The 23,928-nt window shown below is 47.0% G+C and carries 23 protein-coding genes, 2 tRNA genes, 1 other RNA gene and 1 other annotated feature; of the genes, 2 read left to right on the top strand and 24 right to left on the bottom strand.

Annotated elements, in window-relative coordinates:
• Positions 1-32: 32 nt before the first annotated feature.
• From recR to K7399_RS13340, 12 genes are all read right to left on the bottom strand, one after another.
• Complete coding sequence (gene recR / locus K7399_RS13395; protein WP_028978160.1) at positions 33-629, bottom strand: recombination mediator RecR; 597 nt, start codon at positions 627-629, stop codon at positions 33-35.
• 105 nt (positions 630-734) lie between these two features.
• Positions 735-1,049: a YbaB/EbfC family nucleoid-associated protein gene (locus K7399_RS13390; protein ID WP_037564059.1), complete on the bottom strand. Its 315-nt coding sequence runs from the start codon at positions 1,047-1,049 to the stop codon at positions 735-737.
• 20 nt (positions 1,050-1,069) lie between these two features.
• On the bottom strand, positions 1,070-2,779 hold the full coding sequence (gene dnaX, locus K7399_RS13385; RefSeq protein ID WP_028978158.1) for a DNA polymerase III subunit gamma/tau: 1,710 nt from the start codon (positions 2,777-2,779) through the stop codon (positions 1,070-1,072).
• A 162-nt stretch (positions 2,780-2,941) separates the two neighbouring features.
• An RNA gene (gene ffs / locus K7399_RS13380) (signal recognition particle sRNA large type) lies at positions 2,942-3,208 on the bottom strand.
• Between the two features lie 20 nt (positions 3,209-3,228).
• Positions 3,229-3,321, bottom strand: a tRNA-Ser gene (locus tag K7399_RS13375).
• A gap of 61 nt (positions 3,322-3,382) precedes the next feature.
• A complete protein-coding gene (gene tadA / locus K7399_RS13370) occupies positions 3,383-3,871 on the bottom strand; it encodes a tRNA adenosine(34) deaminase TadA (protein ID WP_028978157.1) in 489 nt (162 codons plus the stop codon).
• A gap of 106 nt (positions 3,872-3,977) precedes the next feature.
• Complete coding sequence (uraA, locus tag K7399_RS13365) at positions 3,978-5,249, bottom strand: uracil permease (RefSeq protein WP_028978156.1); 1,272 nt, start codon at positions 5,247-5,249, stop codon at positions 3,978-3,980.
• 143 nt (positions 5,250-5,392) lie between these two features.
• Positions 5,393-6,031, bottom strand: a complete 639-nt coding sequence (locus K7399_RS13360; protein WP_028978155.1) for a Bax inhibitor-1/YccA family protein — start codon at positions 6,029-6,031, stop codon at positions 5,393-5,395.
• A 191-nt stretch (positions 6,032-6,222) separates the two neighbouring features.
• On the bottom strand, positions 6,223-6,369 hold the full coding sequence (locus K7399_RS13355) for a YpzG family protein (RefSeq protein ID WP_010027754.1): 147 nt from the start codon (positions 6,367-6,369) through the stop codon (positions 6,223-6,225).
• Between the two features lie 3 nt (positions 6,370-6,372).
• The gene (sspK, locus tag K7399_RS13350) at positions 6,373-6,546 is read right to left on the bottom strand and encodes a small acid-soluble spore protein K (RefSeq protein WP_160168745.1); all 174 of its coding nucleotides are present in this window, start codon (positions 6,544-6,546) and stop codon (positions 6,373-6,375) included.
• A 92-nt stretch (positions 6,547-6,638) separates the two neighbouring features.
• Entirely contained in the window at positions 6,639-7,226 is a 588-nt protein-coding gene (gene clpP / locus K7399_RS13345; RefSeq protein ID WP_028978154.1) for an ATP-dependent Clp endopeptidase proteolytic subunit ClpP, read from the bottom strand.
• A 36-nt stretch (positions 7,227-7,262) separates the two neighbouring features.
• Positions 7,263-7,940 (bottom strand): RNA polymerase sigma factor, encoded by a 678-nt coding sequence (locus tag K7399_RS13340; protein WP_028978153.1) that lies wholly within the window; start codon positions 7,938-7,940, stop codon positions 7,263-7,265.
• 349 nt (positions 7,941-8,289) lie between these two features.
• On the opposite strand from K7399_RS13340, the gene K7399_RS13335 reads away from it, so the two are divergent.
• Positions 8,290-8,733, top strand: a complete 444-nt coding sequence (locus K7399_RS13335) for a hypothetical protein (RefSeq protein WP_028978152.1) — start codon at positions 8,290-8,292, stop codon at positions 8,731-8,733.
• 101 nt (positions 8,734-8,834) lie between these two features.
• On the opposite strand, the gene K7399_RS13330 is transcribed toward K7399_RS13335, so the two are convergent.
• From K7399_RS13330 to cspD, 4 genes are all read right to left on the bottom strand, one after another.
• On the bottom strand, positions 8,835-9,983 hold the full coding sequence (locus K7399_RS13330) for a glycerate kinase (protein ID WP_028978151.1): 1,149 nt from the start codon (positions 9,981-9,983) through the stop codon (positions 8,835-8,837).
• A 13-nt stretch (positions 9,984-9,996) separates the two neighbouring features.
• Entirely contained in the window at positions 9,997-11,283 is a 1,287-nt protein-coding gene (locus tag K7399_RS13325) for a GntP family permease (RefSeq protein WP_028978150.1), read from the bottom strand.
• Between the two features lie 428 nt (positions 11,284-11,711).
• Positions 11,712-11,784: transfer RNA gene (locus K7399_RS13320), tRNA-Arg, on the bottom strand.
• Positions 11,785-11,924: 140 nt separating this feature from the next.
• Entirely contained in the window at positions 11,925-12,125 is a 201-nt protein-coding gene (gene cspD / locus K7399_RS13315) for a cold-shock protein CspD (RefSeq protein WP_010024001.1), read from the bottom strand.
• 446 nt (positions 12,126-12,571) lie between these two features.
• Here cspD and K7399_RS13310 point away from each other — a divergent pair, with 446 nt between their 5' ends.
• The gene (locus K7399_RS13310; RefSeq protein ID WP_028978149.1) at positions 12,572-13,228 is read left to right on the top strand and encodes a deoxynucleoside kinase; all 657 of its coding nucleotides are present in this window, start codon (positions 12,572-12,574) and stop codon (positions 13,226-13,228) included.
• Between the two features lie 249 nt (positions 13,229-13,477).
• On the opposite strand, the gene K7399_RS13305 is transcribed toward K7399_RS13310, so the two are convergent.
• The 8 genes from K7399_RS13305 to gyrA form a co-directional block, all read right to left on the bottom strand.
• The gene (locus K7399_RS13305; protein ID WP_156031414.1) at positions 13,478-13,627 is read right to left on the bottom strand and encodes a hypothetical protein; all 150 of its coding nucleotides are present in this window, start codon (positions 13,625-13,627) and stop codon (positions 13,478-13,480) included.
• Positions 13,628-13,655: 28 nt separating this feature from the next.
• Entirely contained in the window at positions 13,656-14,942 is a 1,287-nt protein-coding gene (gene serS, locus K7399_RS13300; protein WP_028978148.1) for a serine--tRNA ligase, read from the bottom strand.
• A gap of 45 nt (positions 14,943-14,987) precedes the next feature.
• Positions 14,988-15,213 (bottom strand) — a binding site (T-box leader).
• A gap of 50 nt (positions 15,214-15,263) precedes the next feature.
• On the bottom strand, positions 15,264-15,839 hold the full coding sequence (gene pdxT / locus K7399_RS13295) for a pyridoxal 5'-phosphate synthase glutaminase subunit PdxT (protein WP_028978147.1): 576 nt from the start codon (positions 15,837-15,839) through the stop codon (positions 15,264-15,266).
• 10 nt (positions 15,840-15,849) lie between these two features.
• Entirely contained in the window at positions 15,850-16,734 is an 885-nt protein-coding gene (gene pdxS, locus K7399_RS13290; protein ID WP_028978146.1) for a pyridoxal 5'-phosphate synthase lyase subunit PdxS, read from the bottom strand.
• Positions 16,735-17,079: 345 nt separating this feature from the next.
• Complete coding sequence (locus K7399_RS13285; protein ID WP_028978145.1) at positions 17,080-18,429, bottom strand: serine hydrolase; 1,350 nt, start codon at positions 18,427-18,429, stop codon at positions 17,080-17,082.
• Between the two features lie 145 nt (positions 18,430-18,574).
• Positions 18,575-20,041, bottom strand: coding sequence for an IMP dehydrogenase (gene guaB / locus K7399_RS13280; RefSeq protein WP_028978144.1), 1,467 nt, complete (start codon positions 20,039-20,041; stop codon positions 18,575-18,577).
• 265 nt (positions 20,042-20,306) lie between these two features.
• Positions 20,307-21,389: an HD-GYP domain-containing protein gene (locus tag K7399_RS13275; RefSeq protein ID WP_051578105.1), complete on the bottom strand. Its 1,083-nt coding sequence runs from the start codon at positions 21,387-21,389 to the stop codon at positions 20,307-20,309.
• A gap of 32 nt (positions 21,390-21,421) precedes the next feature.
• Positions 21,422-23,920: a DNA gyrase subunit A gene (gene gyrA, locus K7399_RS13270; protein WP_028978143.1), complete on the bottom strand. Its 2,499-nt coding sequence runs from the start codon at positions 23,918-23,920 to the stop codon at positions 21,422-21,424.
• Between the last annotated feature and the right edge of the window lie 8 nt (positions 23,921-23,928).

Below are 23,928 nucleotides of genomic sequence, written 5' to 3'. Positions count from 1 at the left end.
ATCTCGCTTCTTCACCTGTGAAATGCTTACTGTCAGAGTTCTCTGCGTCCTTCAAGCGCTTTAGAAAGCGTCACTTCATCCGCGTACTCTAAATCACCGCCTACTGGAAGGCCGTGTGCAATGCGCGAGGTTTTGACACCAATTGGTTTGACGAGTCGAGAGATATACATTGCTGTTGCCTCGCCCTCAACCGTTGGATTGGTTGCAAGAATAATTTCTTTTACTTGTTCATCTTCAAGCCGTCGAATCAGTTCAGCGACCTTAATGTCTTCCGGGCCGATGCCGTCCATGGGCGAGATCACGCCGTGCAGTACATGGTAGACCCCATGATAGTCGCGCATCTTCTCCAGTGCTACGACATCTTTTGGATCCTGCACAACGCAAATGATCGAATGGTCACGAGAAGAATCATCACAGACAGAACACGGATCATGGTCGCTAATATTCTGGCATTCCGAACAGTAGACCAGTTTACGCTTCACATCAACAAGCGAACGCGCAAAATCCATCACATCATCTTCATTCATGTCTACCGCAAAAAACGCTAGTCGTACTGCTGTTTTTGGACCGATCCCCGGTAATTTCATAAAACTGTCGACTAATCTCGCAATCGGTTCAGGATATTGCATTCCTGGTCTTCCTTTCGCTCTAGTAAATCTTCATATAAAGGAACGGACCGCGCATTTCTTGACAGAAATCGCCGTCCCCATCGATATTCCATTCATAATCTCAATTTAGAATCCCGGCAAGTTCATCCCTTGAGTAAACTTGCCAAGTCTTTTGGCAGCTAGTTCATCTGCGTGGGTCAGCGCATCGTTCACGGCTGCAACGATCAAATCCTGAAGCATATCCACGTCATCAGGGTCAACCGCTTCGGGCTGAATCGCGACATCAACAATTTGCTTCTGTCCACTTGCTTTTACAGTAACTACTCCGCCGCCTGCTGTTCCCTCAACAATTTCTTCTTTCAATTTATCTTGCGCTTCTGCCATTTGCTTTTGCATTTTTTGTACTTGACGCATCATGTTATTCATATTTCCGCGCATCATACGAATCGCCTCCACGGTTTTTAATCTTTTATATCGAGCAAATCAGGACCGACAAGCTTTTTTGCCTCAGCAATCATCGGGTCTTCTTCTTTCTTCTCACCATCGCTGTCCTCGTCTTGATTTGATTTCGAACGTTCAATATACGCCTTTTTCAACTTTTTCCAAGCATCCTCTGGAATCGGATACATCACTTTTTGCTTGTGCGTGACATCCTGTACAATCGATTGAACAAGTCCTAGGAGATTATTTTTATTTTCCATAACCATCTGGCAGTGAAAGTCATACTTGAATGCCTGAACAAACCCTTGTGCGGAGCTGGCTACCGGCTGACTCTCAAGCATCCACGCATGAGCCGCCACATTTTCTGATCGGATTTTCGCCATAACCTTCGCCCAAGCTGAGCGCAGCTCAATCAGATCTTCTTTGGTTGCATCCTCAAGCACACGATTAATATGTGCGGTCGGGATGCGCAGCCCGCTGTTGCGACGCGGCGCGCGTGCGCGTTTCGTCTCCTGTTGCACAGGCTGTTGCGTCACCCCCGGTTGAGGCGTGGAAGACATGAGTTTTACCTGGCGTTCAAGGGCGTCCACGCGTTTCGCCAATTCATTTGACCCAGCACCGGCCTCTATGTTGGTGGCTTGCACTTCAGACTGCTCACATAGATGAACAATCGCCATTTCCAACAAAATCCGCGGATGGTTGGTCCGCTTCATGTCCAGAAAAGCACGGTTTAATTGGTTAATGACTTGAAAAATAGTTCCCAAGGCAATGGTATCGGCCTGCTTACGGAACGCATCATCAACACGCGGACGCGACAGCAGCTCTTCAAGCTGCGGCGACGTTTGGTAGAGCAAAAGATCACGGTAATAATAGATCATTTGTTCCATCAAGCGCAGCGGATCTTTGCCTTGATCGAGCAGTGCGCCGATTTTGCCGACTGCTGCAGCGGCATTGTTTTCCGTCAGTAATTCGATCAATTCGCGAATCATCTGATCGGCGACCATGCCGGTCACATCAAGAACATCTTGAATGGTTATCGCCGCTTCGCTGTAGGCAGCCGTCTGATCAAGCACGCTGAGCGCATCGCGCATCCCGCCTTCGCTTGCCTTGGCAATCAGCTGCAGCGCCTCATCTTCTGCCTCAAGATGCTGGTCCTGAACAACAAAGCGGAGCCGTTGAAAGATTTCCGATGAGGGAATGCGACGAAAATCAAACTGCTGACAGCGTGAAATGATCGTCAGCGGTATTTTTTGAGGTTCGGTCGTCGCAAGAATAAATACGGCATGCTCCGGCGGCTCCTCAAGTGTTTTCAACAGGGCGTTAAACGCACCTGTAGACAGCATATGCACTTCGTCAATGATATAAACTTTATACCGTACTTCACTCGGCGCATACTTCACTTTGTCGCGAATGTCGCGAATTTCATCGACGCCATTATTTGAGGCCGCGTCGATTTCAATCACATCGGCAATGCTGCCGGCCGTGATGCCGCGACAGGCTGCACATTCGTTACATGGCTCTGACGTTGGTGCCTGTTCACAGTTAATCGCTTTTGCAAAAATTTTCGCGGCACTCGTTTTTCCTGTTCCTCGTGGTCCGGTGAATAGATATGCATGGGAAAATTGCTGTTTGGTCAGCGCGTTCTGTAGAGTCTGAGCGATATGCTGCTGGCCGGCCAGATCATGAAAGGTCTGGGGCCGGTAGACTCGGTACAGCGCTTGATAAGCCATCTTCCTCCCCCTCTCACCGAATGCACTCGGCTTTAATTAACAGATACACGTTCATTATACCGATAACTGAGCGTGAAGGAAACTGCAGTACACATCTTTCTCTATAAAAACAAGAGCCGCCGAAGCTCTGCTTCGACAGCTCTTGCTGCATTATTTTTAACGCCGTGCACCTTTCGTCGATCAAGACACCATGAGCGTTTCTCAAGTCGCCGACTCGGCCCAGGCAGCCCCGCGGCACACGAAAGGTCTCACTTACTGCTGCTTCCTTCCGGACCTGACAGGGTTCATGAGTTTCCGTTGCGCGGGACCCAGACGTCAACACCACGTGCTTGAGGCTGCCTCACAGTATCGAGACCTCGTGAAAGGAATTCAACCTCGCTACAGCGGATTGCGAGTTACAGGGCACCGCTACCTCCCCATCTAGCACGGCTGATTGGATAACAAATTAATGGCGGAGGCGAGAGGATTTGAACCCCCGCGGCGCCGAACGACGCCCTAACTGATTTCGAGTCAGTCCCCTTCAGCCACTTGGGTACGCCTCCACAGCCAAATGCGGTAACGCAGAATAGTTTACCACAGACTAACGGACAAGTGCAAGTAAAATCATGTATTGTCCAGTTTACGCGTCTTCTTCTTTCTCTCCCTCAGTTTTCGAAAAAAAACACTGAGCATTGCACCACACCGTTCGCTGAGCACACCCGTTTCAACTTCGGCGCGGTGATTGAAGCGCTCTTCCTGAACCAAATTCATTAATGTACCCGCACAGCCGGCCTTGGGATCCGACGCTCCGTAGACCAGCCGATCAATCCGTGACAGAACAATGGCACCGGCACACATCGGACACGGCTCCAGCGTCACGTACAGCGTGCATCCGGACAGGCGCCATGTGCCCAGCCTGCGGCTCGCTTCTTCAATCGCCATCAACTCGGCATGTGCGGTTGGTTCCTGAAGCAGCTCGCGCTTATTATAACATGCTGCTAGGACTGCGCCGTCCTTAACAATCACTGCCCCAATTGGCACCTCGCCAATCGCTTCTGCTTTTCTTGCCTCCACAATCGCTAAAGTCATAAACCGTTCATCCACGGTGCACATGGCCATTCCTCCTGTCTGATCAGCAGTATACCGAATGTCATCGATGAATACAAATAGAAAAAAGACGCCCCATCCAAAGAGAGCGTCTGATCCATCCAATCTTCAGTTATTCTTCATCATTTGACAGATGCAGCTTGTTGATCAGTGCAAAGAACAAGCTGAGCAGCACGCCGACAAGCGTGGCCAGACCCATACCGTTTAGCGGCACTTTGCCAATATTAATCGTCACACCACTTAAGCCAGCTGCAAAAATTACCGTTGCCAAGATAATGTTCTGTGCCTTAGCGAAATCCACCTTTTTCTCAACAAGAATACGGAACCCGTTTGAAGCAATGACTCCGTAAAGAATCAGCGAAATACCGCCGATCACTGCTGGTGGAATCGACGTGATCAGTGCCGAGAGCTTGCCGACGAAGGAAAGAACAATCGCAATCACTGCCGCTCCGCCGATCACCCAAGTCGAATAGATTTTTGTTATTGCCAAGACACCAATGTTTTCACCATAGGTTGTATTCGGTGTTGATCCAACAAATCCGGAAATTACGGTCGAAATCCCGTTACCAAACATCGAACGATCAAGACCGGGATCCTTAATCAAATCTTTACCAACAATGTTGCCTGTAACCATTAAGTGTCCAATATGTTCCACGATAACAACGAGTGCCGCCGGAAGAATAATCAGCATGCTGGCGGTATCAAACGTTGGTGCATAGAAATGGGGCAACGACAGCCAATCTGCATCCGTCACCGGCTCGAAATCGAGAATGCCCGCCGCCCAAGCAATTAAATAGCCGGCAGCAATGCCGATCAAGATCGGAATGATCTTCAAGAATCCACGTAAGAGCACCCAGCCGAGAATCGTGATGAGAATCGTCAGCAGCGAAACAAGCACCGTTTTCGGATCCATCGTCCAATTGGCAGCTCCAGCCGGAGCAATCAGACCGGCGCTCTGTGCTGCCGTTGGAATCAGCTGTAACCCGATGATGGCCACAATGGAACCCATTGTAACCGGAGGAAAAACAACATCAATCCATTTTGTGCCTACAAGATGAATAATCAGCGACACAATCATAAAAACCACCCCGACAGCAATAAAACCGCCAAGCGCTGCCTGATAACCATGCGTGCCGATGACAGCAAGGACCGGTGAAATAAACGCAAAACTTGAGCCAAGATAAGCCGGAATCTTTCCGCGGCAAATGGCTAGATAGAGCAGTGTGCCAATTCCGTTCATGAGCAGAATCGTCGCCGGATCTACCTGGAAAATAAGCGGAACCAGTACCGTTGACCCGAACATTGCAAATAAGTGCTGAAAACTTAAAGGAATACTTTCAATTAAAGGAAGCTTTTCGTCTGTTTGAACAATACGACTCGCCACTCAAATTCCCTCCGTATTATGTATAATTTTGTCTAACCTTCTAAGTATACCGAAGCCTTGTGGCCTTTAAAAGATTAAGTTCAAAAAATTTTTTGCAACAAAAAAAGAAGACGTCGGAACGCCTTCCTGATTTTATCGTATCCTTAGTTCTTTGATCCGATTCCAATAAACTGCAGAATGTAGAGAAACAAGTTGACGAAATCCAAATAAATCGAGACAACGATCATTGGAATATCCTCATTACCGAATCCGTGCACCGTCAGTCGGCTGAAGTCGAACAGCGTATAACCGACGAAAATGAGAATGCCCAGTCCGGAATAGATCTGCGCCGTCATGCTGGAAACCGGGACAAACACACTGAACAATTGCAAAACAAGCAGCGCAATGAGTCCGATAAACAAGAAGCTACCCAAGAACGAAAAGTCACGTTTGCTGATCATTGCATAAATGGCGATCGCACCGAACGAAACAGTCGTCACCGCAAATGCCTGCAGAACAAGTCCGGCACCAAGCAAATTCACGTAAGTGCTAATCGCTGTGTACAAGGTAATCCCCGAAACAAACATAAATCCGTACATCAGCATGTAGCCGACCGCCTTGCGCTTGCGGACAAACATCATCATGAAAATCATGCCAATTTCCAGAATCCAAAGCGGGAGACGCACTGCATCCGGCACATATTGTCCCAAATAAAGGCCTACCGTTGTCGCCAAGAGTCCGGAAAAGAAAGCTGCGAACAATTTCGAATACGGTTTGCTGACCGCACCAGTCGTAAATTCCATTACTGTCATCCTCCTTAAATGCTTGTCATATACATACGTTTTTCTATTTATAAAAGTTTCCGTGTCCCATTCACTCTATGCATAATAAAAGGCTTACATTAATTATACCCCGAAAAATTTTAAAAGCAAAAAAGAGAAAAAGCGATTCCGCAAAAAAGGAACCGCTCTTCTCACCTTTTGATTTTTTGGTTTTACTTTTGATGACGTCGTGCATTGATCTCAAGAATCTTTCCTGATTGCGTTCGCTGCGTTTCGCCGTTTACTTGACTAGGCGAATGTTTGGCATGGGACATGCCGTAACGTTTGATCATTTCATCGGTTCTGCCCGGTTCTTTCACCTGTCATCCCTCCGTATGATCGCCATTCTGATGCCTGTCATGTGCAGAAAACATCCACTCGCCGGGGCGGGTATTGATGCTGCCGTCCGCACGCTTCGATGCATGGGACGGATCCGCCGACGGAAACAGGTCTTCTTCATTCTGCACACTGTAACGTGTACCCGGCTTATCAACCAACGTCAAAACCTCCTTTTCAAAAGGTGGTCTTATTATGTGTGCCTACGCTTTTTCTATCCAAAAAATCAGCAGCTTTTTTCGCGACATTCCGATTACAATTTTTCGATGATTTTATCGACGAGTCCGTATTCTTTGGCTTGCTCTGCAGTCAAGAAGTTGTCGCGATCCGTATCTTTAACAACCTGTTCATACGACTGACCGGTCGTCTCAGCAATAATCGTGTTCAGCTTCTTCTTCGTTTTCAAAATGTGTTTAGCGCTGATTTCAATATCACTGGCTTGACCTTGAGCGCCGCCGAGCGGCTGGTGAATCATCACTTCGCCGTTTGGAAGCGAAAGCCGTTTGCCCTTGGCTCCGGAAGTCAGAATAATCGAAGCCATCGATGCAGCCATACCCACACAAATTGTTTGGATATCGGGTTTGATGAAGTTCATTGTATCCAGAATCGCAAAACCCGCTGACACAGAACCACCCGGGCTGTTGATATAAATCGAAATATCCTTTTCTGAGTCTTCAGAGGCTAGGAAAAGCAGTTGCGCAACGATGCTGTTGGCCACTTCGTCATTAATTTCCGAACCGAGAAAAATAACACGATCCTTTAGTAAGCGCGAGTAAATATCATAGGAACGTTCCCCGCGATTGGATTGTTCGATGACATAGGGAATAAAAAAAGATGACACAGTACTTCCTCCTTATCGTTCGTTTCACCACGTCGTTTAAGCAGCTAGTTGACAGGTTATGCCGCGACTGCCACATGATGAATACGTCTTTGACTGAAGCCGATCATTCTGAAAGAGAGTCAGCAGCCGTTCCGGATCACCGCTTTGAAAGGCAGTCAGCCAGCGCGCTAAATCCCGATCGCTCAACATTCTTCCCGAAACGAATTCGCGCTGCGCCGAAGTAAGGCGTTTTTTTGCCCGGTGAAGAATCACGCGAACATTACCTGCGGTTATGCCGCAGCGTTTGCCAATGGCTGCAGCGGAAAGTCCCCAGCCCTCATGCATTAAGTATACCAGTATTTGGTTCCGATTTAACTTTTCAAGGATGATTTTCATGGCCGCAGACAAACGCTCATTTGCTTGCGGTACATCCGTACGTGCAGCCATGTCGTCAAAGGACTCCTGGACAAATTCAGGCAACCGCATTTTGCGATAATCATCAATCCATGCGTTGGAAATAATCCGATACAGATAAGCCTTAGTCATCGGTCGCGAAGGATTCGCTTGCCACGCCTTAAAGCTTTTGATCAGTGCGTGTTGGAGCAAGTCGTCACCGTCCCACACATTCCCTGCCAGCCGCCTGCATTGCCGGCGCATCATCGACAGATACGGACTGAACTGTTCCGTAAAAGCATCATCCTTTGATTGCTTCCATTGTTCGAATGGATGATTCATTGACCGCCGCCTCCTCTCTACCTGTTTAAACGAAAATCATCATCGATTTGTTACACCACTGCCTAAAAATTCGCGGTGACTATCGATAATTCCTTTCTTTCTAAGCTCACCATAACAAACAGCCGTACAGTATTCCAGCTAAACACGTTTGAAAAACCGTGACGAATCTTCAGACACAGTCAACGCAATAAGCCTCGTTCGTTGTTCGTTTATTGATGCATTACAACTTTTGCACATAAAAAAATGCTATAGACGATATAGATAAATCGTGTCGATTTCGTGTAGATTGTTTGTCTAATTTGTGATAATCTTTGTGCCAATGAAACTACAAAGAGTGAGGCATTCGTTCATGACAAAACGTACAGGGGTAAACAAACACACAAGAAATACCTTAATGACTGCAGCAATACTTGTACTTGCAACGCTTTCAGTTTACAGTTTTTTTATTTTTATCCAGAGCAATCAAAGTATTGAAAAGCGACAAGCCGTTGCGTCCTATTCCTTTCGCAGTAACCGATCAGTTTTGCTGCATTTGGAAAACAGTTATGCCATTCGGGTAGACCTGACCGCTACACCGCTCAATTTAAAAGTAGGGACGAAAAATACATTGCGGCGTATCCCTGGTAATATTTCCAGATACAGTTCATCCATCGGGCACTCCGGCTATATGCTCACATTAACACCCGATGCATACCAAGCGTTCAAAGAAGACTTCGTGAATACGTATGGTTCGATCAGCGTTTTGCAGCCAAACAAAAAGCACCATGCTGAATTGGTTTATGTGTCAATTTAAAGGTGAAATATAAAAAAGAAGGCGCCTCAGAAGTCCATTTTTTGACTTCGAGACGCCTTCTTTTTGAGCTAAAAACAGAACCTAGCGCAGGTTCCTGCCGATCAGAGTGTCCGCATCTTTTTAATCAGTCGGCCGATGTTTTCACTTGTACGCGCGACCGCTGATGGACCACATTGAAGCGCTTCGGCAAGCCCCATACTGCCTGACACGATACCGAAAATTGCAGTAAATCCCTGATCATACAATTCCTCAATCCTTTTGCCGACATGACCTGCTAGGGCGATGACTGGCTTATCGTGCTTTGCCGCAACGCTTGCGACCCCATAAGGCGTTTTTCCAAATTGCGTTTGATAATCGATGCTTCCTTCTCCGGTAAATACATAATCTGCTTCTGCCACGTATTTTTCCAAACGCGTATAGTTGATGACCAGGTCAATGCCCGCAGCAATCGACGCGTGCGTGAAGGCAAGCAAGCCCGCACCGAGTCCACCTGCTGCTCCGCTACCCGGAATAGCGACAACATTGCGATGCGCATCCCGCTTGATGAGTGCCGCATAATGCGCAAGATTTGCATCGAGCTTTTTCAAAACCTCCGGCGTACCACCTTTCTGTTTGCCGAAGACATGAGAGGCGCCTTGTCGACCGCAGAGCGGATTTTTTACATCGGACGCAATTTCGATCGTCAACTGCTCCAATCTCGAATCCATTCCCGACGTATCAATACGCGCTAATTGGTCTAGTGCACCCCCTCCGCGCGGAAGTTCGTTGCCCTCATGATCCAGTAATTTAACGCCAAGTGCCTGCGCCATTCCGGCACCGCCATCATTGGTGGCGCTCCCGCCCAAGCCAATAATAATATGCTTGGCGCCATGGTCCAGACAGGCAAGGATCAGTTCCCCTGTTCCATATGTTGTGGTCACTTGAGGATCTCTGTCCTCCGGTGCCACCAGCTGAATTCCACTTGCACTTGACATCTCAATTACTGCCGTATCCGGTTGGTCTCCTAAAATGCCGAATGACGCTTGTACCTGGTTTCCTAAGGGACCGGTAAAGCTCTTGCGGATGATCTGACCACCAGTCGCATCAACTAGAGACTGCATGGTTCCTTCTCCGCCATCGGCCATCGGAACATGAACATAACGCGCATTCGGATAAACATGTCTCAACCCTTTTTCCATCGCCGTACAGACTTCTTTTGCCGTCATACTTTCTTTAAAAGAATCCGGTGCTAATACAAATGTTGGTTTCATCGCGTTCACCCCTTTACAAGATAATACCGTAAATAATCGTTGAGACAACAACCATCGTCAACCCAACAAGCGCTTCGTATGGAACAAGCGTCAGCCGTTCCTTAATACGCATCCCCATTGAAGCACGTGTCACATGGAAATAATTGCCCTGAGGCAGCTGATCAATGGTCACCGCTCCTGCCTGCATCATCACAGCGGCACCAACAGGCGAAACACCAAAACTGAGAATTGAATGCGCAAATGATTGAGTAGCAATTATTACGCCTGTCGACGTTGAGGCAACAGCCGCCCCCATCAAGATTCCGGAAAGCGGAGAGAGCAGCATGCCGGGAATTCCGAAAAATTTCACAGCACTTACGATTTCTGTACTGAGATTCGATGCAGCAACCAAACCTGCCAGTGCACCTGCACCAATCAGAATCATAACCACGCCCGTCATTTTTTCAACACCTGAGGAAATATACGTCATCATGTGCTTCGTTTTGCCCATTGCAATCAACCCGATAATACTGGCAACCGGCAAAATATACATTGCGTCAAACTGAAAACTCTTTAAAAAAGCGACATGAAAAATATCGCCAATCGGATTCAGCATCAAGACAACAATTGCCACGAGCGGCGCAACAACGGCTTGTCCAAAACTTGGCAACCGATTATCCGAATCTGCCGACTTTTTTGAAGGAAGGGCTACCGCTTTTGCACCACGGTGCTTAATCAGCGAAGCGATAACTACTGACGCAATCAAACCAAAAATTGCAGGAATAAAGCCATGAATCATGACTTGGGATAATTCAACATGAAATCCCTTAGCAGCCATAATGGTATTGGCATTGGGCGAGATAATATTGCCCGCCTTGCCCCCACCACTCAATGCGAGAAGCAGGCTCAACTTAGTGAATCCCAATTTTTCTCCGACCGCCAGAGCAATCGGTGCAACAATAATAACAGCAACCGGGATAAATACACCAACTGCCGTAATAATCATCGTTGCAAGTGCCAATGAAAATAAAGCCATACGATCACTGAAACGAGCGACAATCGTCCGCGCAATCTGCTCTGCAGCACCCGTTTCCATCATTACACCGGCGAGCACCCCGGCGGCAAGGACTCTTACAATCGTTCCCGTGACACTCGCCGTTCCTTCAACGACGAGATTAACCGTTTGCGTCAGATCTGCCCCGCCAATGAGCGCACCGATAACCGCTCCTGCCATTAAGGCATAAACCGGATTAAGATGCTTCAGTATTAATACAATAGCCAAAATTAATCCAATCACAGCCCCTAACCAGCTAACAACCATGAATAACCCAACTTTCCAATGAATGATTTAAATAAACATCACTACTATAACACAGTGAAAATCTGTATTATAACAGTTATTCATTTAAATGTTACTATTCTGGAACACTTTAATCAGCAGCGTACCAACGCACTAAACCGAATCATCAATATGATTGCTTGAAATTATTTGAACATCCCTATGCTTTTCGTATAATCTGTTATTGTTCGCTTTCGTACGCCCTCAGCCGCTTGAGCATTAATGAATTTTTGATAGGCTTCATCTAATGTGTAACGTTCTTTATCCCATGCGTTCCCTTATCTGAACCAAAAAAATCCCTTCTTTCTTGATTAATGAATCAAGAAAGAAGGGATTAATAGGATATTCGTTCTGATTGTTGGTATTTTATTCTTAGCAAAGTTGCTAAAAACCTTGTTATATCAACATGATGGCCCTGGCAGGAATCGAACCTGCGACGCACGGTTTAGGAAACCGACGCTCTATCCACTGAGCTACAGAGCCAAATCTCGCACCACGTTTGGCGACACTGTGTATTATACAAAAAAAGAAGAGCTTTGAACAGTGCTAGACGTTAGAAGACAAATAAAAAGCAGCCCTTGTTTAGAGAGGACTGCTTCCACATTATCGGTCATGGCCGAAGATCAAAGTTTTACAACGTTTGCAGCTTGAGGTCCACGGTTACCTTCAACAATGTCGAAGCTAACTTCTTGACCTTCTTCAAGCGTTTTGAAACCTTCGCCTTCGATTGCAGAATAGTGTACGAATACGTCATTTCCGCCTTCAACTTCAATGAATCCGTAGCCTTTTTCTGCATTGAACCATTTTACTTTACCGTTTTGCATGTGTAACTGCCTCCCTAAAACGTTGCGCTGCCCGCGCGTGAACTAAAACCATTTACCAATTAACAAAAACGTAAAATATAAAAACAGACCTTTCCAGAAGTAAAAACTACTACACTTCAAGGAAGGGTCTTCATTCTTACATCTGATCTTATATTAAGTAGTAAAATGGTTTATTACAATATAGCACAATCACCATTTAGTGTCAATAAAATATCCTTTTTGTAAACGGATACTTCCTTGGTCTAACAACATTCTTGTGTCAAGTCTTCCGATCATGGTTCCGGCTTCCATGCGATGATTATTTTCGACAATATTCAACTTTTTTATACAATCATTGCATGCATGATTCGTACTTTTTCACTTTTTTTTGCGCTTTTTAGGTGATACACTTAATGAATTGTATCCATGTTCTTATCTTAAATTGCTTTTATGAAAGGACGTCTTACATGGTCGAATCTGCTCCAACAAATAAACTGATTTCTGTCGCTGGTATGGTTGGCATCGGCAAAACAACCTTTGCCGATGCGATGGCACACCGGCTTGGCTACCGCACCTCATTTGAAAAAGTGGATGGAAATCCATATCTTGATTTATTTTATAAAGATTTTAATCGTTGGGCCTTCCATCTTCAGATCTTTTTCCTTGGTGAACGTTTCAAGGAAACAAAGCGCATTTCGGCCAGTCCAGATAATTTCATTCAAGACCGTTCGATTTATGAAGATACCGGGATTTTCGCAAAGATGCATTATGAAAAAGGAACGATGTCCGAGGCCGATTACCGTACTTATACAAGCCTTTTTGAGGCGATGGTTATGACGCCGTATTTTCGCCGCCCAGACCTGCTTATTTACCTCCACGGTTCACTAGATGCGACCGTAAATCGTATTTGCAGGCGCGGTCGCGGCCTTGAAAAAGAAACCCCGCACAGCTACTGGCAAGAAATGTATCAACGCTATGAACAATGGATCAGCGATTTCTCCATCTGCCCGGTGCTGAAATTGGATATCGATGATTACGATTTAGTGAATGATCCGGATACAGGTGATGCGCTCGCTGCCTTGATTCAGGACCGATTAAAAGAAAATGTACGCTGCGGCAGCTAAAGAGAGACGAGGCTGTCCCAAAAGGGTGTTAAATTTATATTGCGCTCCGATTGCTCGCATCAACTGAGCGCGACCGCGGGCGATCCAGGAGCCTCCTCGGCTGATCCTGTAAATCCTGCAGGATCTCCTCCGGCTTGCGATCAACGGGAACGCTCCACAGGAGTCTCGCATCTTCGCGCTTAATCCCAAAGTAGACATTTTTAAGGGTGTCTCAAAAGTCAATTGACTTTTGAGACACCCTCGTCATTTTTATTGGTCCTTTTGTTTTTTATCCGCTTGATCATCCTGTTTTTTTTCTTTTTCAGGTGCTTTCGGATCCTTTGGGTCCAGCGAAATCCCCAAGTCGTCGATCATTTTGGTTAATCGGGCATCATTATTTACTTTTTGATGAAAGGGCACCACGGGCACCTCCTAAACTTTGATCGGATTATTCCTTTGGCGCGATCTTCTCAACATTTTTCATATATGGACGCAGTGCTTCCGGGATAACTACCGTACCGTCTTCCTGTTGGTAATTTTCCAAAATAGCAGCAACCGTTCGCCCGACAGCAAGCCCCGAACCATTCAGCGTATGCACGAATTCCGGCTTTGCTTTCGGCGTGCGCCTAAAGCGAATATTCGCCCTGCGTGCTTGGAAATCTTCAAAATTACTACAAGAAGAAATTTCACGATACGTGTTTTGGCTTGGAATCCAAACTTCAAGGTCGTATTTCTTTGCAGCTGTAAAGCCAAGGTCTCCGGTGCATATGGACACCACACGGTAAGGAAGGTTGAGTAGACGCAGCACTTCTTCCGCATGACCGGTCAACTTTTCCAGTTCGTTATAAGAATCCTCAGGCTTCACGAAACGAACCAGCTCTACCTTATTAAATTGGTGTTGGCGGATGATGCCGCGTGTGTCGCGTCCGGCAGAACCTGCTTCAGAACGGAAACAAGCACTGTATGCAGCAAATGCTCTCGGAAGATCCTCACCATTCAACATCTCATCACGATAATAGTTTGTCACCGGTACCTCTGCCGTAGGAATCAGGAAATAGTCGCGATCATCGGCAATTTTAAACGCATCTTCTTCAAACTTAGGAAGCTGTCCGGTTCCGGTCATGCTCGTCCGGTTAACCATATACGGCGGCATAATCAATTCATAGCCATGATGATCTTCGTGCAGATCGAGCATGAAGCTGATCAGTGCACGTTCCAAACGAACGCCTAAGCCCTTATAGAAAACAAAGCGGCTTCCGGTAACCTTTGCAGCCCGTTCAAAATCGAGTATACCCAAATTGGTCGCAAGATCCCAATGTGGTTTCGGTTCATAATCGAACGGTCTCGGTTCACCCCAAAAGCGGGTCGGTTTGTTATCGTCTTCACTCGCACCAACCGGCACTGTTTCATGTGGAACATTTGGAATTGACAGCATGACTTGTTTCAGTTCATCTTCAATTTTACCCAGCTTGCTGTCCATTTCTTTAATGCTGGCACTTACCTCGCGCATTGACACAATCAGATCCGACGCATCTTCCTTTGCACGCTTCTTCGCTGCGACCTGTGCGGATACTTCATTACGTTTTGCTTTCAACACTTCCGTACGACTGATCAGATCACGTCGCTTGTTATCTAATTCCGGAAAACGTTCAAAGTCACTCAGGTCTTCACCACGCTTATTTAACTTTACTTTGATTTCATCATAATGGTCTCGCAATCGTTTCATGTCGAGCATCGTTCTCTGCCTCCTAAAAATAGAAAATCTCGTCCCCTTCCAATCATAAGGGACGAGATTATAAACCCGCGTTGCCACCCAAATTGCCAGCAGCTTACCTTGCGCTGCTGCTGACCGCTTTAGTCATTGATAACGAAATGATCCGTGTGATCAGCTTAATGCCGATCCAGCTCTCAGGGATGGATTTGCCGTCGTTTCTTCACCGCTTCCCACCAAGCACGGCTCTCTTCACAAGAAGACAAAGGCTACTTTTTCCCATCATTAAGCACAGTAGATTGACTTATTTAAAATCTACACTACTGATTCTAAAAAAGCAAGCGGTTAACGGGATTCATTCACCATTTGGACAAAATAACGATGCATCGCCGGATCACTGGTTAATTCCGGGTGGAACGCACAGCAAAGGAAACGCTCTTGTCTGCACGCAACAATGTGGCCCTCATAAGTTGCCAGCACATCCACATTAGCTGCAGCACTCTTAATATAGGGCGCCCGGATAAAAACGCCGGTATAATGGTCACTGATTCCTTTAATAGCCAAGTCTGCTTCAAAGCTCTCTACCTGGCGGCCAAAGGCATTCCGTTTCACATCAATATCCAGTAAGCTGAGATGCGGGCCTTTTCTTCCTTCAATTTGTTTCGCCATTAAGATCAGTCCTGCACAGGTGCCGAACACTGGTTTTTCAGCTGCAAATTGCTTGACCGCTTCAAAAAGGCCATAACGATCCATCATTCGTCGCATCATTGTACTTTCGCCGCCCGGAAGCACCAGCCCGTCCAATCCCTCAAGATCGCCAATATTCTTCACTAAAGAAACCTGCGATCCGGAATTTTCCAGCGCATGGACATGTTCACTGACCGCACCTTGGAGGGCCAGTACGCCTATTCTCGTTGCCATTTCGCTCACCTCAAATGCCGCGATCCTGCATGCGTTCGGCAGGTTCGAGATTGCTCATATCGATCCCTTTCATCGGTGTGCCTAATCCCTTTGAAAGTTCAACAATCCGCTCATAATCTTGGTAGTATGTGGTTGCTTCAACAATTGAGCGGGCAAATTTTGCCGGATTCTCTGATTTGAAAATTCCGGAACCAACGAAGACGCCGTCTGCACCCAGTTCCATCATCAACGCTGCATCAGCAGGCGTTGCAACGCCCCCGGCAGCAAAGTTGACGACCGGAAGACGACCGGATTCTTTAATTTGTAAAAGAATTTCATAAGGCGCGCCGAGTTCTTTGGCAAAGACCATGACTTCATCCTTTTCCATCGACACCACTTTACGCACCTGGCTATTTACGAGACGCATGTGGCGGACCGCTTCGACAATATTTCCCGTTCCTGGTTCGCCTTTTGTCCGCAGCATTGCAGCACCTTCGCCGATTCGACGCGCGGCTTCTCCCAGATCACGGCATCCACACACAAAAGGCACGGTAAATGCCTTTTTATCAATGTGGAAAACATCATCGGCAGGCGTCAACACTTCACTTTCATCAATGTAGTCTACCTTCATCGCCTCGAGTACACGCGCTTCAACAATATGTCCGATTCTCGCTTTCGCCATAACCGGAATGGACACTGCATTCTGAACTTCCTCAACAATCGTTGGGTCGGCCATACGTGCAACGCCGCCTGCCTTGCGTATATCGGATGGGACGCGTTCCAAAGCCATGACAGCCGTTGCGCCTGCTTCCTCCGCAATTTTCGCTTGTTCTGCGTTGACGACATCCATAATCACGCCGCCTTTTTGCATTTCTGCCATTCCGCGTTTGACACGATCTGTACCTTTCTGTACCATCATAACCCCTCCAATGAGCTTCTCTAGAATCTACCAAACTACCTATAGTGTACAATAAAACCCAGTAAATAAATACGCATAATATATGTTTGGATGATTTTTCTTTTTTTCTTTCTCATTTAGCTTTACTTATGAGAAACTAGGCTACGCCTAGTCCCTTGCCAGCGATCCGATCCGGGCACTACAGCTGTTCGCTGGCGTCTCGCAACCTCCACTTTGATTCTCGGTCAAGACACGGATCTATTGGCTTGAAGTCGGGGCAAAATTACATACCTTCTTTTTCTGTAAAAAAAAGTCGAGCTCTGCGCCCGACTTTTCATCAGAAAACGATCTGTTGAATTCGCATTAGAAGAGGCCTGCAATCCATGAGAAGATGGAAGCAAAGAACGCTCCGATTCCTTTAATCATACGGACAAACCAGTTATTTCGCTCGATTTGTTCAGCGGCGATGACCGGAACCTTATTATTGGACTGATAAATGTATCCGTAGTGACTGCCGCTCTTCGGGGTGACCTCAGCATAGCCGACGGTTTCGCCCTTTTTCACCGGTGCTTCCAAGTTTCCATCCTTGTTCAGCTTCGAACGATCAAGCACGACCTTGTAGGTTACCGCTGAGGAGTCACCGTTTAGAACGGCTGCTTTATACGTTTTACCAAAAGCAAGCGGGGCGCGATCTTGTTTTCCGTCATGTACAGCAACCGACTTCTGTGCTCCCTTAATCCGCTGATTTTTCTTGGCAAGTGTTTTCTCAGTGAACTGGTTATACCCATAATCAAAAAGGGCGCGTGTCTGTTCAAAGCGCTGTGGATCGGAAGGCGTCCCCATGACAACGCTAATCAATCGATGACCATTTCGATTGACTGTACCGGTAAAGCAGTAGCCGGCAAGATCGGTATGTCCGGTTTTTAATCCATCGACACCTGCATAAGTAAACTTGGCCATGTTGGCGCCGAAACCTGGCAGCATGTAGTTCCAGTTTACCATTTGAATTGGCGAGTCAACACCGGCAGTAAATTGTTTCAACGGGATCTTGGAGATTTCCAATGCATCCGGATAATCTTTTATAATATGGTAGGCCAATTTCGCAAGATCTTTGGCAGAAAGTTGATTGCTCGCATCTTTGCCGCCATAGGGAGCATCTGAACCGAGATCGACGTTTTCGAGACCTGAACTGTTAATATATTCAGCACTTTGCATTCCGAATTTTTTTGCTGTTTTATTCATTAAATCAACAAAATGTTTCTCTGTTCCGCCGACTTTTTCCGCCAATGCAATCGTTGCACCGTTTGCTGAATAAATCGCCATCGCTTCGTACAGTTCGCGAACCGTATATTGATGGTCCTTTTTCAGTGGGACATTGGAAAACGCTCGATTTTGAGAGATCTTATACGTGTAGTCACTGATCGACACCGGCGTATCCCAAGTCAGTTTTTTCGAGTGGAGTGCCTGCATCACAAGGTATTCGGTCATCATTTTGGTCATGCTGGCCGGAGGATACACGTGATCTGCATCTTTCTCATACAAAATTTGTCCGCTGTTAAAATCAACTAAGATTGCCGATTTCGCTTTCACACCTAGCGGATCTGATGCTGCTTCTGCCTTAGAAGCAAATGGTATCTGAAAGGCAAGCGTTAATCCGAGAATTAACGCCAGGCTTACCGCCGCAAAACGGCTGAGCTTGTTACTGAACTTCAACCCCTACACCCCCGAAAAATTCGTGCGTGATTCACTTTGCGCGCACATAGAAAAGCGAGGCGATCCTTGACTTTGCCGCCCGCGACTTTTCCAAAGACATTATTTATTTATTCATTCATCAAACCGTATGCAGCGGGTTGATCATTTATTTAATCGAATAATTCGGTGCTTCTTTTGTAATCTGTATGTCGTGCGGATGACTTTCAATCAAACCGGCATTCGTAATTCTTGTGAATCGTGCTTGTTCACGCAGCGCTTGTACAGTCGGTGCACCACAATACCCCATACCGGAACGCAATCCGCCAATGAGCTGATAAATCGTATCGGCCAATTTTCCCTTGTACGGTACACGTCCTTCAATACCTTCTGGAACAAGTTTCTTTGCGTTTTCCTGGAAATAGCGGTCCTTGCTTCCATGTTCCATCGCGCTGACCGAGCCCATGCCGCGATACACTTTGAACTGACGTCCTTGATAAATTTCTTTTTCACCTGGGGTTTCGTCAACACCGGCAAGCAGTGAACCAAGCATTACGGCACTTCCGCCTGCAGCCAGAGCTTTCACAACATCACCGGAATACTTAATTCCGCCATCGGCAATGATTGCAACACCATGTTTATCCGCTTCATTTGCACATTCATAAACCGCAGTCACTTGCGGTACGCCGACGCCGGCAACCACACGCGTTGTACAAATTGATCCTGGTCCAATGCCCACCTTAACGACATCAACACCGGCGTCAATCAGTGCTTTTGTTCCTTCAGCTGTAGCCACGTTTCCTGCAATTAAGCTGACCTTCGGGAACTTTTTGCGAATAGCGTTAACTTTTTGCAAGACGCCTTTCGAATGACCGTGTGCGGTATCAATAACAATCGCATCTGCACCAGAATCCACGAGTTTTTCGACACGGAGCATGGCATCGGCAGTTACGCCAACGGCTGCTGCAACCAGCAAACGACCTTTTTCGTCTTTCGCCGAATTAGGGAATTCAACGACTTTTTCAATATCTTTTGTCGTGATCAACCCTTTAAGCACACCTTGCTCATCAACAAGCGGCAGCTTTTCAATACGGTTTTCATTCAAAATGACTTCTGCTTGTTTTAAGCTTGTCCCGACCGGTGCCGTAACCAAATTTTCTTTGGTCATCATATCGCCGATTCGAAGCGAATAGTCTTTAACAAAGCGCATATCGCGGTTGGTCAGGATGCCGACTAAATGGCGTTCGTCTGTGTTGTCCACAATCGGAACACCGGAAATACGATATTTATTCATCAAGTGCTCTGCGTCAAAAATCTGATTGTCCGGGGTTAAGAAGAATGGATTGGTGATGACGCCGCTTTCCGAACGTTTCACTTTATCCACCTGATCCGCCTGTTCTTCAATGGACATATTCTTATGAATAACGCCCATACCGCCTTGTCTCGCCATTGCAATAGCCATTTGCGACTCAGTGACCGTATCCATTCCTGCGCTGATAATCGGAATCTTCAAGTTCAGGGTGCGTGTCAGTGACGTTTGAACGGAAACATCACGCGGCAGCACGTCCGAAGCAGCTGGAATCAGCAAAACATCATCAAAAGTAAGTCCCTCTCTTGTAAACTTATCTTCTCTCATCACTGTTTGATTACCCCCATGGATTGGTTGACTTCTTTCCGAAAATTTTATTGATAGCTTATCAAGTGCATTTACGACTGTCAAGAATACGGAATGATGTTGTATTTTTCTAATAATGATGCGCCTTCACTAAAAATGGAGTGGCATCGCTAGCCATGAAGTGGGCGCATCGGTTTATTCATTATAAACCCTCTTTGTCAAAGGAACGTCTGCTTCTTTTTTCCAATGCTCTTACTTTAGAAAAAAGACGGCCTAGCGCCTCCCATTATTCCAAACGTTTGATGGTGACAGGGCCGTCCGGTTCAAAGACAAGAACATGCTGATCGCTGCATCGAATGAGCGGGCGTGTCGGATCCTTCACGGGAATAAACGTAATCTCACCCGATCGACCATCGGAAAGCTGAAGCTTCATTCCGACAAGCAGATCCATCAATGCATAGCATAATTGATCCAAATAGTGCCGGGAGAACCAGCCGTAGGAAGACCTTTGAAAATGGTCTAATGCCGTGATGAACCGTTCGGGGGAGACGGTCTCGAACTGTGACTGAAAATGCGCGCATAAAGCGAGTATTTTCCCGTTTGGCGAAAGCTGCGTACTCTTCAAGTGAAGCGGATAACCGCTCCCGTCTTCCCGCTCGTGATGCTGAATGACCGCGACCAAAGTTTCCTGCTTTAGAGTCGCCATTCCCTTCAGCATTTTGTAACTGTCTATAACATGTCGCTTGTACAGCACCAAGTCATGCTCAGATAATCGTTCCTGCTTTAAAAGTGACGGAGACAGTTTGGCCAGACCGCAGTCGCAAAGCATACCGGCAAGACCGAGCTGGACGCAGTCGCCCTCTGCAAAACGAAGCTTTTGCGCGAAAAAGGCCGTGATCAGTCCAAGTTGGACACTTCGCTCCGCAATACTGGTTTTGCGCACCCGCTGAAGCAAAAGATTCCTCAAGGACGCCGGTCTCGCTAATAGATGATTCATCAACGGAAGCATCGCTGTACGAAAATCACCAATCGACACACGCCCACCTGACTGCCACTGTTGAAAAAACTGCTGATCGTCTTTTACGGACTGTCTGTATTTGAGCACAAAGGGACTTATTTTTTTTCGTGGCGTTCCCTGTGCAGCGACAGGGCCCTGTTCCCTATGGCTCTTTTCACTCTTTCCGGTCGATGCTGTGCGCGCCTTATTCACGCGATTCACATCAACCGTTTCAATCAGAAATGCCTTAAGAAACGCCAGATGCATCGCATCAAGCATCGTACCCGCCTTCATCAGCGGCTTGGTTGATTTTGCGTATACATCTTTGCCCAATACACAGCCCGGCTTCAGTTCCGCAGTCTTTACGATCACGCCGTCTCACCCCATCGCCAAGTTTTACACCGTCACACTTCGCTATTGTCGTCATCACCGCTTGGACTCTCGCTGCCGCTTGCTTCGTTGTCCTCAATTTCATCCTCACTGTTCTGGATACGCGCAACGGTAGCCACACTGTCGCCTTCATCAACACGAATCAAGGTAACGCCCATAGTGTTTCGGCCAAGTTGAGAGATTCCGGATACCGGCATACGGATAATCACGCCATTTGCAGTGATGATCATGAGATCTTCACGTTTGGAAACCGTACGCAGCGCGATCAGTTCGCCATTTTTATCCGTAATATTGCATGTTTTTAATCCTTTACCGCCACGCGTTTGCGGTCGGTATTCGTCGCAAGGGGTACGCTTGCCGAATCCGTTCTCCGTCACGATCAGCACATCGAGGTCATCGTCGGTAATGCCCATGCCGACAACTGAATCGCCCTCATCAAGGGTAATTGCTTTGACCCCGGCGGCTGTTCGGCCCATCGCGCGGACATCAGATTCGTGATAACGGATCGCCATCCCTTTTTTCGTTCCGACGATGATATCGCAGCTGCCGTCCGTTAAGCGAACACTGATCAACTCATCTTCCTCACGTACCGTAATCGCAAACAAGCCGCTCTTGCGTATGTTTGAGAAATCGGAAAGCGGTGAACGCTTAGTAATTCCATTTTTCGTCAGGAAGACAAGGAAATGCTGATCATCAAAACCTTCAACAGGGAAGAGGGCCGTGATGTATTCATCCTTCTCAATTTGAATCAGATTTATGATTGGAATTCCCTTGGCCGTGCGTCCTAGTTCCGGTATCTGATAACCTTTCAATTGATAAACGCGTCCTTTATTCGTGAAAAACAGGATGTGGTGATGGGTGTTGGTCTGGAACAAATGTTCAACAAAATCATCCTCGTTCGTTCCCATCCCCTGCATGCCGCGCCCGCCGCGGTTTTGGCTGCGGTACGCATTGACCGGCATCCGTTTCACATAGCCGTTATGCGACACTGTGATCACGATGTCTTCGCGTTCGATTAAATCTTCATCTTCAATCAGGTCGTCGCCAACGGTGATTTCCGTACGGCGTGTATCGTTGTATTTTTCTTTAATCTCACGCAGTTCTTTACGAATAATGTGCAGTACTTTTTGCTCATCCGCAAGAATGGATTTGAGTTCCGCAATTCTTTTAACAAGATCCGCATACTCTTGTTCAATCTTCTCGCGTTCAAGTCCGGTCAGGCGTTGCAGACGCATGTCGAGAATCGCTTGAGCTTGAATCTCGGTAAGATCAAAATTGTCCATCAATCCTTGGCGCGCGATATCCGCCGTCTTAGAATGACGAATTAACGCAATCACTTCATCCAAATGATCAAGGGCGATGCGCAACCCTTCCAATATGTGTGCACGTGCTTCTGCCTTTTTCAGTTCAAACGCTGTTCGGCGGCGAATAACCGTTTCTTGATGTTTCAAATAATAGTGCAGGCATTCCTTTAAGGTCAGAATGCGCGGGCGTCCGTCCACCAGCGCCAGCATGTTAATGCCAAAGCTTGTCTGGAGCCCTGTATGTTTATACAGATTGTTCAGCAGAACATTGGCATTGGTGTCACGCCTCACTTCGATGACCATACGCATCCCTTGGCGATCCGACTCATCACGCAAATCCGTGACGCCTTCAATTTTCTTATCACGAACAAGCTCTGCAATCCGTTCAATCAGCTTTGCCTTATTGACTTGGTAGGGCAGTTCGGTCACGATAATGCTCTGTTTGCCGTTTGAGCTTTCCTCAATTTCTACTTTTGCACGGACAATAATTGAGCCGCGTCCGGTCCGGTACGCGCGCCGGACACCTTCGCGTCCCAAGATTAATCCTCCGGTTGGAAAATCAGGACCCGGGATATACTGCATCAGTTCTTCAATGGACATCTCAGGGTCTTTGCTGAGCGCAAGGACCGCATCAATGACTTCGCCTAGTTGATGAGGGGGGATGTTGGTCGCCATACCGACAGCAATCCCAGATGCCCCATTGACAAGTAGATTTGGAAAACGCGCAGGCAGTACTTTCGGTTCTTCCTCATTGTCATCATAATTCGGTTGAAAATCGATCGTGTCTTTGCGAATATCGCGGACCATTTCCATCGATATTTTAGACATACGCGCTTCAGTATAGCGCATTGCTGCCGCAGGGTCGCCGTCAACGGAACCGAAGTTGCCATGCCCGTCCACCAATTCGTAGCGATAGCTGAAGTCTTGCGCCATACGCACCATCGTATCATAAACAGCTGAATCACCATGTGGATGGTATTTACCAATGACCTCGCCAACGATACGCGCTGATTTCTTATACGCCTTATCTGAAGTAATGCCCAATTCATTCATGGCGTATAGAATACGCCGGTGCACCGGCTTTAGACCGTCGCGCACATCAGGCAATGCTCGGCTGACAATAACGCTCATCGCGTAGCTCAAGAATGAATCACGCATTTGCTTGCCTATATTGACCGGTTTGACCCGGTGTTCATCTTGCTCTGCCATTTTATTTC

This window comes from Sporolactobacillus terrae (genome assembly GCF_019930545.1).
Taxonomy (GTDB): domain Bacteria; phylum Bacillota; class Bacilli; order Bacillales; family Sporolactobacillaceae; genus Sporolactobacillus; species Sporolactobacillus terrae.
The sequence above is the reverse complement of the archived record's forward strand: the minus strand, read 5'-3'. Positions and strand labels throughout refer to the sequence as shown.